A 13,590-nucleotide genomic window follows, 5' to 3' on the forward strand; every position below is an offset into this window, starting at 1 on the left:
AAATCGGAAGTATGTTCAGTTTTTCGTTGATCGTCATTGGTATCTTTTTTTTAAATCACTTCTTGTAAAAAAGGGTACGGGTTGCACGTTCATCGGTTTGTTTCTGATCGCGTTTATTTTCTTTCTTGAGCTCTGTAGCGATGTTTCTATTTATCAAGGTTTTGTAGGAAAGGCGTTTTTTCTCACATTCTTGCCAGAATTTTTTCGCAATCTCGACTCTGTATTCGGCATCTATAATTAATTTCTTTTGGCCTTCAATCGCTTGGTCTAATTTGCCGATAAAACCTTGGAAATTGGCATACTGTGAAACCGTTAATCCGCGCTGTGCATTGTTTTGTAGCCTGGCTTCATAATCTGCACGGTATTGCGTCAGTAGACCTAATTGCTGGGTTGCTTCATCTTTCGCCTTTATGCTTCGTCCTAGATTTTTGGCAGCATTTTCCACGTCATTTTCTGCTAATTCAATCAAGGTGCTTAGCGCCGATCCAGCCATAATGCTCTCATCACTTTCTCATTTTACGTATCGGGCCAATATTTTAAGCGTCGAAAAGCGAGGAAAGTCCCTCTAAGCTTTGCGATATGGATGACTTTTCCGTGATTTCTTGTTGCAAAAATGCTTGAATTCGACCGTACTTCCGTATCGCTTCATCCAATACCGGGTCTGCGCCGGCCGAGTAGGCTCCTACGTTGATTAAGTCTCGGCTACGTTCATAGCGTGAATATAGCTGTTTTAGCTTTCTGGATAAGGCTTGGTGTTCTGGCGAGGTAATGCCATGCATCGCGCGGCTGATCGATTGTTCAATATCAATTGCTGGATAATGTCCACTTTCTGCCAGAGTTCGATTGAGAACGATATGGCCATCCAAAATCGCTCTTGCAGCATCCGCAATCGGATCTTGCTGATCATCACCTTCAGTCAAAACAGTATAAAAAGCAGTAATAGAGCCACCACCAAGTCGACCATTCCCAGCGCGCTCAACCAAAATTGGCAGCTTGGCAAAAACTGATGGTGGATAGCCTTTGGTTGCTGGGGGTTCGCCAATGGCCAGTGCAATTTCACGCTGTGCCATCGCATACCGTGTTAAGGAGTCCATGATCAGCAAAACATTTTTATCCTGGTCACGGAAGTATTCCGCAATAGTCGTTGCATAAGCTGCACCTTGCAGTCGCATCAATGGCGGGGCATCAGCAGGTGCCGCGACCACAACCGAGCGTGCTAAGCCTTCTTCGCCCAAAATTTCTTCGATAAATTCTTTGACCTCACGTCCCCGTTCACCGATCAAACCGACAACGATGACATCAGCCGTGGTGTATCTCGCCATCATGCCCAACAATACGCTTTTACCAACGCCAGAGCCCGCGAATAAACCGAGGCGTTGGCCACGCCCTACGGTCAGCATACTATTTATTGCACGTATGCCCACGTCAAGTTTTTCTTTGATTGGAGCTCGTGCTAGCGGGTTGTAAATACGCGCGCCCAAGGCAGCAGTCGCTGTGTTACCTAACGGACCCAAAGTATCCAGTGGACGCCCATTTGCGTCTAACACGCGACCAAGCAGTTCATAACCGACTGGAAGTCGCTTGGTTCTATCATTATTGCGTCGCTGTGGATGATTTGGATCATGATCTGCAGGTGGCGTCACGGGCACAACTGCGGCGCCAGGTACTACACCGTCGAGATCACTTTGCGGCATCAAAAATAAGCGGTCACCATCAAACCCCACGACTTCGGCTTCAATTTTTATGTCATTCGGAAGATGAATGATGCAGGCACTGCCAACAGGCAATTTGATACCAACCGCCTCCATTATCAAACCAGTAACTTTGACAATGCGACCAGAAATGCTTTCAGCCTGCATGTGGGAAATCAGTTTTACACTGTTCGCCAATTGGTCTTTCCAGTGTTGTGGTGATAGAGGGGCGTTCATTTCAGTCTGCCTTTGATTGCGCTAATTGAGCTGCTTACCGACTTGGATGCAAGTCAAGCAACGCCTGAGTCAGGCGCGACCAGCGTGTTTCGAAACTGGCATCGAGCAGATTTTGCGCCGTTTCAATTCTGCAGCCGCCACGTGTCATAAGATGGTCAGGTAACAGACGCCATGCATCACGTTCTAGGCTATCACCCATTTGATCTTTTACCATCTGTAAATCTTCTGGATTAAGGAAGATCTGTGCTGGTTGCTGTATAGAGGGCAGGGTTGCGATAGCCTCTTTGACTATATCTGCAATAGCTTCGGGGAATTGTTCGAAACGATATTTAGTCATGGCACTAGCCAGTTCAAGTGCCAACTTGATCAGATCATGGCCTATCGTGTTTTGCGCATTCAAAAGCTGTTCTTCAAAAGCATTTTTTAAGTCGCCCAACTGGCTAGTTACCAGTATCGTTTGTTTTTGCATCTCTATTTTGCCAGCCTCTTGACCTTCTTGATAACCGATAGCGTAGGCTTCTTTATAGGCATCTGCATAGGCTTCATTTTTTGCTTGTTCTTTGATAGCAGAGATATCGGCAAGGGTAATTTGTTCTTGCTCCGCCATTTTCTCTAAATGCGTAGGACGAACATCACCAAAAGACGGCATTTCCCAGCGTTGAAATGCTGTCTGCAATTCTTTTGGAAGCGCATTAGACATAGGCGTCTTCCCCTTTTGCGCCCAACATAATCTGTCCATCGTCGGCTAAGCGTCGAACAATTAAAAGTATCTGTTTTTGTTGTGCTTCTACTTCTGACAACCGTACTGGTCCCTTCGACTCTAGGTCCTCCCGCATCATTTCCGCTGCACGTTGCGACATATTTTTGAATATCTTTTCACGCATGTCTGCATTGGCACCTTTTAGCGCAATAATCAATGAGTCCGATTGTACTTCGCGCAGTAATAATTGAATTCCACGATCGTCAATTTCGAGAATGTTGTCGAATACGAACATTTCATCCATGATTTTCTCGGCCATATCGCCATCATATTTGCGTAGATTCTCCATGATGGAGGCTTCGTTTTCACCACTCATAAAATTGAGGATTTCTGCTGCTGCACGAACGCCACCGATGGATTTTTTCTTCAGGCTTTCATTTCCTGTCAGTAGTTTGGTTAACACATCATTGAGTTCACGCAAGGCGGTTGGTTGAATACCATCTAGTGTCGCGATTCTCAGGACGGCATCATTACGCAAACGCTCGCTAAAATTATTGAGCACTTCACTCGCTTGGTCACTTTCCAGATGAACCAGGATAGTGGCAATAATTTGCGGGTGTTCGTTCTTAATAAGTTCGGCAACCGATGCGGAGTCCATCCATTTCAGACTCTCGATACCACTCGCATCTTTGCCACCTAAAATGCGGTTGAGTAGCGAGGATGCCTTGTCGTCGCCCAGTGCCTTGGTTAATACATTACGAATGTATTCGTCAGAATCAAGTCCCACTGAGGAACTCAAATCTGCCTGAGATTTAAATTCCTCAAGTACCTTGGCAATTGATTCATGCGGAATAGCACCTATGGTCGCCATGGCAGCGCCAATCTTTTGTACTTCTCTAGGGCCGAGGTGCTTCATCACTTCGGCCGCAGCATCTTCACCTAATGCAAGCATTAAGGTGGCTGCTTTTTGTATCCCGTCGTCACTCATTGCTTACCCATGTTTTAATCACGTTTGCGACAATTTTAGGATCGCTGGCGGCTAATTGCTTTGCCATGTCCATGTTTATTTCGTAACTGGACAATTGTTGTCTGCCGTTTGCGTCTATAGCTTTATTATTCAATTCAACAATCGCAGCTTCCTCTTCTTCTGCTCTGGCTGCGGCTTCTTGCTCTTCTTGTTCTTTCTCTTTACGCAGGGATTTCGGATCTTTACCAGTAAGTTTGTTGAGTGTCGGCTTCAAATATCCGAAAAATAAGTAGAGTAACAGTAAAGCACCCACAAGGTATTTTCCCACTTCTTTTGCCGTTTGTATTACGTCAGGCTGTTTCCAGAGTGGAATATCTTCAGCTTTAATTTTTTCTGGCGTTGCAAACGGGCTATTTACTACGTTTAAAGTATCGCCACGTTCTTTGTTGTAACCCATTGCTTCGCGAACCAAGTCGGTAATCTGACTTTTTTCTATTTCAGTTAGGGCACGTGTAACAGTTTTTCCTGATTTATCTGTTTCTGTTTTGTAGTTGACCACAACTGCAACTGACAAACGTTTTAGTCCACCCATGGCTTGTTGAGTGTAGCGTATCGTTTTATCGACTTCAAAATTGAGTGTCGACTCTTTTTGCGTCAAGCCTGTGTTTGCTGCAGCTGCCGTTTGGGCATTCTGATCGGCTGCGGCTGTGATCGGTGCCGTTGCAGGCACTGGAGGTTGGTTGCTCAATGCACCAGGGATACCAGAAGCGTTGGCTGGTTTTCCATAGCTTTCGCTGGTTTGTTGACTGCGAATGGTGCTCGCTTCCGGTGGTGCGTTAGGTCGATAGGTCTCGGCTGCTTGTTCACTGCGCGAAAAATCGATGTCGGCTGTCGCTTCGGCGCGGACATTTTGTGGCCCTACGATAGGCGAAATAATTGATTCAATTTTCTTGACGATGTTTGATTGAAATTCCTGTACATATTTTAATTGGGATGGGTCCAGATTATTGTTACTTGTCTGTTTACTTGTATCCGATAATAAGTTGCCATTTTGATCGACGATAGTGACATTCTTCGCTGGTAGTTCTGGAATGCTGCTAGCAACCAAGTGGATGATGGCACTCACTTGCTGTTGATCTAACATTCGACCTGGATAGAGGTTTAGTAGCACTGACGCAGTAGGCTTTTGTTGTTCGCGCACAAAAACTGAGGCTTTGGGAATTGCTAAATGTACCCGCGCAGTCTGAACTGCAGAGACAGCTTGAATCGAGCGTGCCAGTTCGCCTTCGAGCGCACGTTGGAAGTTCACTTGTTCTAAGAATTGAGAGATGCCAAGTTTTTGGTTTTCCATCAATTCGAATCCCACGTTGCCGCCTTTTGGTAAACCTTGGGAAGCGAGCTTCAGACGAGCATCATGCACTTGATTCGCGGGAACCAAGATTGCGCCGCCGCCATCTGAATATTTGTAAGGAATATTGAGTTGCTGGAGCGATGCGACAATGGCGCCTCCGTCTTTATCATTGAAGTTAGAAAAAAGCACGCGATAGTCTGGTGCCTGACTCCATAACCAGACGCCCACCATTATTGCAATGGTAATCGCGGCACCGACCGACAAGAGAATTGTTCTAACGGCCGGGGTTTGCGGGATTCCGAATACGACTGGTACCGGCGCTTCTAAAGTCGCGTCATTTGCGGTTGCCATTTTCGCCCCCGTTATCGTCTTGTTCTAAATCATGTTGCAGCATTTTGTTTCCCTGTGAAGGTTTTTTCCTTACTAGCAATTGTGCGACTTTTCGAAATTTTCAATTGCAAGAGAAACGGCCGTTTCACCCGCCTTCTTGAGCTTACGCTTACCGTCATCGATGCTACTCTAAGCATATCTGAAAAAACGGAGAGCTCAAGTGAATGTCGGTGGAATAGATAAAAGTAGAATCGACGCGATGGTTGCGCAACTGAAAGCGGCTGCAGCAAAAATGGAAGGTGGCACTGGCAATACAGTATCACCAATTAGTCCAGGTGCGCCAAAATTAGATTTTGCTGACGCTTTGAAGTCATCACTTGATCAAGTGAGTGCTGCGCAAAGCGCCTCTCAAGAGATGGGCAAAAAATTTGCTCTTGGTGATGATAGCGTGAACATGTCAGATATGATGATTTCTATGCAAAAAGCCAGTATCTCATTTCAAACTACGATTCAAGTACGAAATAAACTGGTGTCTGCATACCACGATATTATGAATATGCAAATTTAGCTTTATGCTGCGAGGTGCTTTCGAGTGATTTAACTCGAAATTCATTAGATATTTAATGCCTTACTGTTCTTGGTAAATTAACTAGCTAATACCGGTTAACTTTGCATTCCGTTCGCGTTCTAATTTCATAATGTAGCGTTGAACAGAAGCCAGTGTCTTGCTAGATAAATTCAAAAATGCGCAACCTATACGACGTGTAGTTTTGCCATTTAATAGCGTCAACTCTTGCGAGTTGCGTATCTGTAGTTCCATTTGAATTAAGCCAATGCCCGGAATGTCCATCTCACAATCGGGATAGCTGGTTCCAGCCGCGATATCGATCAATCGGCCATCATCCAAGATGGCGATGCCGCCGCAACTGATATCGACCAAAGAAAATTTATGTTTTTGTATGCCCGAATCAACTTCAACTGCGATAACACATTTGATGGGGGTTGAAACTGGGGTATTGATTCTATAGTTTTCGCGGCGCTGCAAGCGTATCACACTTGTTGGTACGGGCATTTGTAAGGCAGGTTTTCCTTCAAACGAGATAACTTTGACGTTGGAAGACGCAAATTGAATGCTGATGCGATCAAGTAAACCATCAAAAAAAACAGCTGGTGCTGCAATAATTCGTTGATTTGCTTCGGCGCTTGGTGTGCTATCAACAATGATGTTGTTGTTTTTGTCGTCAATTTCCAGCACCGAAGTAATAAATGCTTCGTTACCACTGTTGATCATCATGCTAATCAATTGTGATTTATCCCTGAAACCTTTCAGTATTGAGAGAATCTCTCTTTTTGATTCAACTTGATATGGACTTTGATTCTCAGTTCCCAAGGACGGATGCGTTGCTTGCATAGTGCTTTATTCTGTAATAATTATAAGTAGGGAGGGGCAGAGATCGCTTATTTTGTTTTTATCTCTGTTTCTATATAGTATAGCCAAGCGAGCAGTTCTGCAACAACTGCGTAGAGTGCCGGTGGAATGTTGTCGTCTAAGTCCACTTTCATCAATAGACTGACTAATTCTTTTGACTGGTGAATAAACACACCATGTTCATTGGCTCTAGCGATGATCTCTTCAGCGATCAAGCCTTTACCTTTGGCCACCACTTTCGGAGCCCCATCTTCTGGGCTGTAAGTTAACGCAACAGCAGTTGAAATAAGGTGCTCAGAGTTGTTCATCATGTTGCACCGTGAATGACTGGATATGAGTTCCGTTATTTTCTATCGATTGCTGCAAAGTGCTGTATTGAGTTTTCAAGATTGACATTGTGCTCTTGTCGCTACTCTTGATGTTAAGCTGAAGTTGATTTGAATGTAAATTGATGGTCATCGCCACGACACCTAAATTGGGTAGCTCGACGCGTAAATAGCTTTGCCAGTCAGATTTTTCTTGTTGTTTTTCGTGTCCGTGCTCAGTCGATTTTTGTGTCGACTTTTCTATCGTAAGTTGTACAGGCATTTGCGGCGCGAGCATACCTGTCCAGAGTAATTTTTGTTGCTCAAGCACATCGAGTTGTTGATGAATCAATTGTGCGAGAGCGGCATGATTGCCGTCTTCCTTGTTGGTTAATACTGAGCTGTCTACATTCGCAGCGATCTGAGACTGTGGTTCTGTCTGCAACTCCAACTTACTGCGTTGGCCGATTGACCACTCTGCCACATGCGATTCGTAAAAGAGACCGCTATTTTGTACGCTTTGATGTAGATTGCTTTCGATTTGCTTAGCCAATTGTGGCATAGGAAGCTTTTCCGCTATGTCGTTGACCAGGGGAGTGCTCCCTTTGATGCTTAATTTTTCGCCGGGTTTGCTTGTTTCCAGAATCAACTTATTGATTAATTGGCCAGTGTTACTGAGTTCCGTTTTTGAACTGGTTTCGCCAGTTGTTGGGGACGTGTAATCTGCGGCGAAGTGGTTTTCGGGGCCGATTGTTGTTTCTGATAATTTGACTGAATTGCTGGTGCGGTTAGGCGATAGAGTGTTGGTGAAATTAGCCTGTGTTTGTTCTAGATGTACTGGATTGCTGGTTTGGGTAGGCGGTAAATTGTTGGTGAAACTAGCTTGTGTTAATACTGGCTTACTCTGATCTGAAGGGGAGTTTGTTGCTTGGCGGTTTGTGCTTGTTGTCTGGGTGCGTACCTCGGAACTTGAGAGAAACTCAGTTTCAAAGGGCTGATTTTCTGGAACCAAATTACGCGATACAGGATCATTCGCTCTGAATTTTTGGGGTGTGTCGAGCAGAGTGACTTGGCTTTGTCCATTCAATAAAAACACGGGACGAGGCGTAAGGTGTAACAATGTTAATGACAGTTTTTCGCCAACTTGCGTATTGCTTGGCAAGCTCAAGCGCATTGGGGTTCCATCTACTTTCGCCACAAAACTTCCATCGCTTAGTTTTGCAAGCACTTCCCCTTGAATATGTTTGCCTATCCCATCTTGGCTCAATCTTTGTATGACGTCCTGTTTGATCGCCTCTATTGATCTTAAAGCAGTCGGTCCTTCTACAGCTGTGGTGATCAATAGATTGGGATCTAAGCGGGGGAAAATTGTTGACATGCATTATCCCATTTGATTGGCACCATAGCTTTGTGAAAGTTTACGGGTCGTGCTAGAGCTTTTCATTAAGTTAGCTAAATTTTGCATCCATGGTTCGGTAATATCTCGAATCGCACGATCATCAGCCAGAATTCGTTTAATGATAGATACCTTCTTCGCTTTCAAATCAGCAGGTAATTCACTTGGCCCCTCAAATTCTCTTAGTGTACTCACATGCGTACTGCAGTCACCTTCCAATTGAGCTAATAATTCCCAATCATTCGATTGCGCAGCGACCAGCATTTCTGCAGTGATGTGAGCAACTTTTTCATACACGTTTAACAATTCTAAACTATTCATGGTTCAAGCCTCAAAGAGATTCGCGCGACGTGGGGCGAGTGGGTCAAGCTGGGGTAGTGGCGCTTCAATGTTGGGTCTGTTGCTATCTGGGGCAATGGCTTCCCATGACGCTTTGAGATCGCGTAACAAGCCCTGAACTTCAGTGAGTCCTTCCACTTGATTATTGATATTTGCTTGAAGTAGACGGTTAGTCATGTATTCATACAAAGCATCTAAACTCGCTGCAATCTCACCACCAGCTTTTTTGTCGAGGCTGGCGCGCAAGCCATTTTCAATGATAGCGATCGCCTTCGAAATGGAATGGCCTTTGGCGGGGATGTCGCTATTTTTCATGTGCTGAATCGCATTGTTTAATGCAACGATAGCACCGTCATAAAGCATAACGATCAGCTTATGCGGGCTGGCAGAGATAACGCCGGTTTCAATACCAACTTTTGCGTAGGCATTAGCGCCATGTGAGTTAGAAGAGCCAAACATATATGAATCCTTAATTATTTGGTGTTACTACCAGTTAAAGCTGAAAGTTGCTGTGTCAGGAATGAACTTGTGTTATTCAAGCCACTTACGATTCTATCTAATGCGGTAAATTGAGCTCGGTAGCGTGCTTCAGTATCGATCAATCGACTGTTGAGTATGTCTCTTTGTTTGCCAATGTCTTTTATAGAGCGGTTGACACCATCAGTGGTACTGGCAATACTGCCGCCACTCCCAGTGATCGTACCGAATAGGGTATTCAATTGACTCGCATAACCTTTAGAAAAATGAACGGTGCCTCGATCTCCAGTTGCGCCGCCCGCAACGAGAACTTTCAAGCCATCCGCCGCAGAACCCGCATTGCCAGTTAAAAACTGTCCCGCACCTGTCGTAGCAATGCCATTAAAAGTTCCGGTAACATTTGTTCCAGGAGTGCCGCTAAAAATCGTTCCCGCGAGCGTTGATATGCTGGTTCCAGTACCGTTAGCCAGAGTAATATTGGATGTGCTGCCAAAGCTATTTGAAGTTAACTTTAGAAAGCCGCCACCCGTCGTAGTGGCAGTAATTTTAATGCCTGCATTAGTGAATGCCGTGTTGCCATTAATTGAAGTTTGCAATAAAGTTGTTAGTTGGCTAGCTGTATACGTGCCAGCCGCAAGTGATACCGCAGCGCTAGTACCGTCCACTGTGACATTGATGCTGGTGCTCGGATTGATTGTGGTGCTGCCCGCTGTTAGATCTAGATCACCTGTCAGGTTGCCCTGGGTGGCTAATGCCGTCACATTTAGCGCATAACTGCCTTGTGCTGTTGTCGTGCTCGATGTGCTGTAACTAACCAGGCTATCGGTGGCCTTACCTATCGTCGTGAACAGGCCACTGATCTCTTTGAAATTGGTATTGACCGCAGCTTGTAATTTAGTCGAATCAACACTTAATGTGCCATCTTTCTGGAAAGTAATTCCTATCGATGACAGAGTCGTAATACTTCCGCCCAAGCCGTTAACAGCAGAAGACAAGGCATTTCGCACTTGAGTCTGCGCACCACGAGCGGCAGCGTCACCAATTAATACTCCACCTTTTTTGGTTGACGCATCAAAGCCGGTAAGGGACTTTAAGGTCGCTTGAAGGTCGTTGTAGCCTTTGACAAAAGTATTTATGGAATTTACAACGCCAGATGTATTATTGTTTAGGGCGAGCGTCGTGCTTCCGATTTTTGCCACTGTAATTGGAACTCCTTGCACCGCATCATTGACTGTATTGGAAGCGCTAGTAATATTGATGCCGTTGATCGACAAGTTGGCATTCTGCCCAGTTGTCGTTTCGCTTAGATTTTGTGTGCCTGCCGGGTTGTAGCTAAGTAATGACTGCAACGTGGCATCGCCGCTCACATCAATTTTTAGGCTGGAGGTTAAACCGGTTTTATTCGAACTCAGAACCAAGTGATAGGGCGTGGCAGAGCCATCGCCAACAATAGATGCAGTAACGCCCTTGCCAGCAGCATTGATAGCATCACGAATACCTTGCAAAGAATTATTTGAACTATCAATAGTGACCGTGCCGATCGCCTGATTCGCATCTTGGGCAAAGCTAGCGCCAGTATAAACGCCATTGCTTAAAGTGCCACCACTGATGGTGCCAAATTGAAATGAAACAGTCGTCGCAGCACCAGTACCTATGGTGTTCGTTGTGCTGACTTGACCAGCGCTAGAAATGGTCTGAGCCTTGGCAAGTTGCGTCACATTGATGTTGTAATTGCCTGCAGTAGCAACGCTGGTAGTGCTGGCCGACAAGATACTAGCGTCGCCAACGTTCGCGGTTAAATTTTGAAAGGCCGCAGTACTATTTAATCCGACGAAGCTGCTTTGAAATGAGCTCAAGGCCCCGTTTAACGATCCATACGCCGTCAGTTTTGCAAGATAACTAGCTTCTTTTTTTGCGAGGGTCGTTAGCGGCTGGCTTTCGATTTGCATCAACTTAGTGATGAGACTATTCACATCTAAGTTAGAGCCAACTCCGGTTGATTGTATGCCCACCACGTTCCCCTTTTGTAAGTATTCGTACTATACAAGTTAACGGCAAAAGCAAATCAGACTTTAGAGGGGCATTTACCTATCTATTTTAATCTTGCAAGATTTGTCGCATCGTTCGTGCTTTGAAATATGTAGATGATCAGTGAAATCAGGCCTGTTGCTTGATCAGCAAACCTTGCAGCTTGTCTAGAGACTTTGCAATCTCTAAAGCTTCCACGGTAGGGATTTGGCGTAGCACTTCTTTTGTTTGTTGATCCACTACCTTAACAACGATTTCGTTGGCGTCGGTATCGACCGTAAATTCCAAATTTTGTGAAATCGCTTGCACCGTCTTGTTGATATCACTAACAGCTTTGTTAACTTCACTAGCAGTGGGCGCTTTTGCCGTTTGAGTAACGGCGGATAACGTCTGTGCATTTGTCGCATTTTGCGTATTCGCCACAGCAGCTGACGGAGGGGCTGGAAGTTTTTCTGCGACCGATGGTCCAGAAGGCAAATTCCTGCCTATCGATTGAATGTCCATGATCTTTTCCTTTAAGCAAAATTCCCCTGACCAAAAAACTTGGGCAGGGGACAGTCTACATCAATGAATAATGTGGTGGACTACATTATCGCTTAACCTCTTAACAGAGCCAATACGCCTTGTGGTAACGCGTTTGCCTGTGCCAAGATCGCTGTACCTGCTTGTTGCAATACCTGACCGCGAGTCAGTGTTGCAGTTTCTGAAGCGAAGTCTGCGTCACGGATACGGCTACGTGAAGCTGTCAAGTTTTCAGATGTTGTTTGCAAGCTCGAAACCGCAGATGAGAAACGGTTTTGATAAGCACCTAAAGAAGCTCGAGAAGTATTGATTGATTGCAATGCGGAATCAATGGTGGTTAATGCCGCTGTCGCTCCCGCCGCCGTACTCAAGTTAAGTGATGAGACGCCCGCGCCGACTGTCACAGTAGCTGAGGTGTAACCGCTTGTAAGGTTGGCCGCTGCCAAGCCGCCGCCAACGCCGTTTGCGACCGTAATACCTGCGGAACTTGTTGAGCTCAAAGTCAAGGTTGACGTTGCGATCGTTGTTACGCCCGATGTTTGAGTCAAGCCAGTATTGGCTGTCACTGCCGCCGCATTGGTACTTGTGACAACGTCAATGTTGCGACCGTCGGCAGCAGTTAGCGCAATGGCGCCTGTCGAAGTGTTGAAAGTAGCTGTCACACCTGTTTGACTGCTAACGGCGTTGATCGCGCCAGAAAGTTGCGCACCACGTCCAGCACCTGTTGTCGATGCAGACAACGCACCGATGTTCACACCGTTGATAGTGATATCACCAGAAGCGATTGCTGTTGCCGAACTGTTAGAGGCGCCAGCAACAGTTGTCGAGCCGACAGTTGCTGTAACACCAGTCTGTCCGCTGACCGCGTTAATTGCTGCCGCTTTTGCGATGCCACTTGCACTGGCATTGACGTTAGACACACCATCAGTTGCACTGGCGCCTACTTGATAGCCGTTAATAGACAGATCGCCAGCTGCAAAGGTGTTAGTCGTTACTGCACCTGCGCCAGTTACTGTCGTCGAGCTAGATGATCCGGCACCAACACCGAGCGCATTGGATTTCGCACTTGCGATTGAGGCTATCGAGATTTGATCATTGCTTGTGCCGTTTGCGCCGACTTGGAAAGTTTGGGAAGAAAACGAGCCATCTAACAGATTAACACCGTTGAAGTTAGTATTACTAGCGACGCGGTTAATTTCAGATATCAACTGCGTTGCTTCGTTGTTCAAGGCCGCACGGTCAGTGACACTGTTAGACGCATTGGCAGACTGTACAGCCAAGTCACGAATACGTTGTAAGTTAGTGCCGATTTGAGATAAAGCACCCTCAGCCGTTTGAGCGAGAGAGATACCGTCATTTGCATTACGAGCGGCTTGGTTCAGACCACCAATTTGTGAAGACAGACGCTCGGAAATCGCTAAACCTGCAGCATCGTCTTTCGCACTATTAATACGCAAACCTGAAGACAGACGTTGTAATGAAGTATTTAATGAACTTTGGGAAGTCGATAAATTGCGTTGTGCATTTAAAGACGCGATATTGGTATTAATAAATGAAGACATGATGGTTCTCCTAACTGGTTAATTCGATTCGACGCTTAGCTTGAACTTCGGTCTGTCTTGTTGACCATTGCACCGCCGTTGCAAACTTTATCGGGCGCTCACCGAAAACATTTAGCGTATTTCCCAAAATAAACTAATATTTTTTTCCTAAAGTAACTCGAGTTTGGTCGCCTATCGGCAGTTTTATTGAAAACTTTAAGGGTGAAACTAAGATATTTTCTTGTGTCTATTTTTGAAATTAAGTCTGATTATCTAG

The 13,590-nt window shown here is 45.5% G+C and carries 14 protein-coding genes; 1 reads left to right on the forward strand and 13 read right to left on the reverse strand.

Annotated elements, in window-relative coordinates; genetic code table 11:
• Positions 1–55: 55 nt before the first annotated feature.
• The 5 genes from fliJ to fliF are packed head-to-tail and all read right to left on the reverse strand — an operon-like array spanning position 56 to position 5,297.
• A complete protein-coding gene (fliJ, locus tag ACO0KZ_RS08645) occupies positions 56–493 on the reverse strand; it encodes a flagellar export protein FliJ (protein WP_422994739.1) in 438 nt (145 codons plus the stop codon).
• A gap of 43 nt (positions 494–536) precedes the next feature.
• Positions 537–1,928 (reverse strand): flagellar protein export ATPase FliI, encoded by a 1,392-nt coding sequence (fliI, locus tag ACO0KZ_RS08650; protein ID WP_422994741.1) that lies wholly within the window; start codon positions 1,926–1,928, stop codon positions 537–539.
• Positions 1,929–1,962: 34 nt separating this feature from the next.
• The gene (locus ACO0KZ_RS08655) at positions 1,963–2,628 is read right to left on the reverse strand and encodes a flagellar assembly protein FliH (RefSeq protein ID WP_422994743.1); all 666 of its coding nucleotides are present in this window, start codon (positions 2,626–2,628) and stop codon (positions 1,963–1,965) included.
• The gene (gene fliG / locus ACO0KZ_RS08660; protein ID WP_422994745.1) at positions 2,621–3,616 is read right to left on the reverse strand and encodes a flagellar motor switch protein FliG; all 996 of its coding nucleotides are present in this window, start codon (positions 3,614–3,616) and stop codon (positions 2,621–2,623) included. Before fliG ends, ACO0KZ_RS08655 begins: the two co-directional genes overlap by 8 nt.
• Positions 3,609–5,297: a flagellar basal-body MS-ring/collar protein FliF gene (fliF, locus tag ACO0KZ_RS08665; protein WP_422994747.1), complete on the reverse strand. Its 1,689-nt coding sequence runs from the start codon at positions 5,295–5,297 to the stop codon at positions 3,609–3,611. The genes fliG and fliF overlap by 8 nt, the downstream gene beginning before the upstream one ends.
• 271 nt (positions 5,298–5,568) lie before the next feature.
• Between fliF and fliE the strand changes: the two genes are divergently transcribed.
• Positions 5,569–5,844: a flagellar hook-basal body complex protein FliE gene (fliE, locus tag ACO0KZ_RS08670; RefSeq protein WP_422994868.1), complete on the forward strand. Its 276-nt coding sequence runs from the start codon at positions 5,569–5,571 to the stop codon at positions 5,842–5,844.
• Between the two features lie 81 nt (positions 5,845–5,925).
• Here the strand turns inward: fliE and ACO0KZ_RS08675 are convergent, their stop codons facing one another.
• The 8 genes from ACO0KZ_RS08675 to ACO0KZ_RS08710 form a co-directional block, all read right to left on the reverse strand.
• Positions 5,926–6,687: a flagellar brake protein gene (locus tag ACO0KZ_RS08675; protein WP_422994749.1), complete on the reverse strand. Its 762-nt coding sequence runs from the start codon at positions 6,685–6,687 to the stop codon at positions 5,926–5,928.
• A gap of 47 nt (positions 6,688–6,734) precedes the next feature.
• A complete protein-coding gene (locus ACO0KZ_RS08680; protein ID WP_422994869.1) occupies positions 6,735–7,013 on the reverse strand; it encodes an EscU/YscU/HrcU family type III secretion system export apparatus switch protein in 279 nt (92 codons plus the stop codon).
• Positions 7,000–8,388: a flagellar hook-length control protein FliK gene (locus ACO0KZ_RS08685; protein WP_422994751.1), complete on the reverse strand. Its 1,389-nt coding sequence runs from the start codon at positions 8,386–8,388 to the stop codon at positions 7,000–7,002. Before ACO0KZ_RS08685 ends, ACO0KZ_RS08680 begins: the two co-directional genes overlap by 14 nt.
• Before the next feature lie 3 nt (positions 8,389–8,391).
• Positions 8,392–8,727 carry a flagellar protein FliT gene (locus ACO0KZ_RS08690; RefSeq protein WP_422994753.1) on the reverse strand — a complete coding sequence of 112 codons (336 nt, stop codon included), beginning with the start codon at positions 8,725–8,727 and terminating at the stop codon, positions 8,392–8,394.
• A 3-nt stretch (positions 8,728–8,730) separates the two neighbouring features.
• Positions 8,731–9,204, reverse strand: coding sequence for a flagellar export chaperone FliS (gene fliS, locus ACO0KZ_RS08695; protein WP_422994755.1), 474 nt, complete (start codon positions 9,202–9,204; stop codon positions 8,731–8,733).
• 14 nt (positions 9,205–9,218) lie between these two features.
• Positions 9,219–11,234 (reverse strand): flagellar filament capping protein FliD, encoded by a 2,016-nt coding sequence (gene fliD, locus ACO0KZ_RS08700; RefSeq protein WP_422994757.1) that lies wholly within the window; start codon positions 11,232–11,234, stop codon positions 9,219–9,221.
• A 145-nt stretch (positions 11,235–11,379) separates the two neighbouring features.
• Positions 11,380–11,754: a flagellar protein FlaG gene (locus tag ACO0KZ_RS08705; RefSeq protein ID WP_422994759.1), complete on the reverse strand. Its 375-nt coding sequence runs from the start codon at positions 11,752–11,754 to the stop codon at positions 11,380–11,382.
• 92 nt (positions 11,755–11,846) lie between these two features.
• Positions 11,847–13,334, reverse strand: coding sequence for a flagellin (locus ACO0KZ_RS08710; RefSeq protein ID WP_422994761.1), 1,488 nt, complete (start codon positions 13,332–13,334; stop codon positions 11,847–11,849).
• Positions 13,335–13,590: the final 256 nt, after the last annotated feature.

The organism is Undibacterium sp. Di24W (assembly GCF_049340325.1).
Taxonomy (GTDB): domain Bacteria; phylum Pseudomonadota; class Gammaproteobacteria; order Burkholderiales; family Burkholderiaceae_D; genus Undibacterium.

Excerpts from the sequence above, each read along its gene's own strand:
- fliJ (WP_422994739.1), bottom strand. The coding sequence starts at position 493 with ATGGCTGGATCGGCGCTAAGCACCTTGATTGAATTAGCAGAAAATGAC.
- fliI (WP_422994741.1), bottom strand. The coding sequence starts at position 1,928 with ATGAACGCCCCTCTATCACCACAACACTGGAAAGACCAATTGGCGAAC.
- ACO0KZ_RS08655 (WP_422994743.1), bottom strand. The coding sequence starts at position 2,628 with ATGTCTAATGCGCTTCCAAAAGAATTGCAGACAGCATTTCAACGCTGG.
- fliG (WP_422994745.1), bottom strand. The coding sequence starts at position 3,616 with ATGAGTGACGACGGGATACAAAAAGCAGCCACCTTAATGCTTGCATTA.
- fliF (WP_422994747.1), bottom strand. The coding sequence starts at position 5,297 with ATGGCAACCGCAAATGACGCGACTTTAGAAGCGCCGGTACCAGTCGTA.
- fliE (WP_422994868.1), top strand. The coding sequence starts at position 5,569 with ATGGAAGGTGGCACTGGCAATACAGTATCACCAATTAGTCCAGGTGCG.
- ACO0KZ_RS08675 (WP_422994749.1), bottom strand. The coding sequence starts at position 6,687 with ATGCAAGCAACGCATCCGTCCTTGGGAACTGAGAATCAAAGTCCATAT.
- ACO0KZ_RS08680 (WP_422994869.1), bottom strand. The coding sequence starts at position 7,013 with ATGAACAACTCTGAGCACCTTATTTCAACTGCTGTTGCGTTAACTTAC.
- ACO0KZ_RS08685 (WP_422994751.1), bottom strand. The coding sequence starts at position 8,388 with ATGTCAACAATTTTCCCCCGCTTAGATCCCAATCTATTGATCACCACA.
- ACO0KZ_RS08690 (WP_422994753.1), bottom strand. The coding sequence starts at position 8,727 with ATGAATAGTTTAGAATTGTTAAACGTGTATGAAAAAGTTGCTCACATC.
- fliS (WP_422994755.1), bottom strand. The coding sequence starts at position 9,204 with ATGTTTGGCTCTTCTAACTCACATGGCGCTAATGCCTACGCAAAAGTT.
- ACO0KZ_RS08705 (WP_422994759.1), bottom strand. The coding sequence starts at position 11,754 with ATGGACATTCAATCGATAGGCAGGAATTTGCCTTCTGGACCATCGGTC.
- ACO0KZ_RS08710 (WP_422994761.1), bottom strand. The coding sequence starts at position 13,334 with ATGTCTTCATTTATTAATACCAATATCGCGTCTTTAAATGCACAACGC.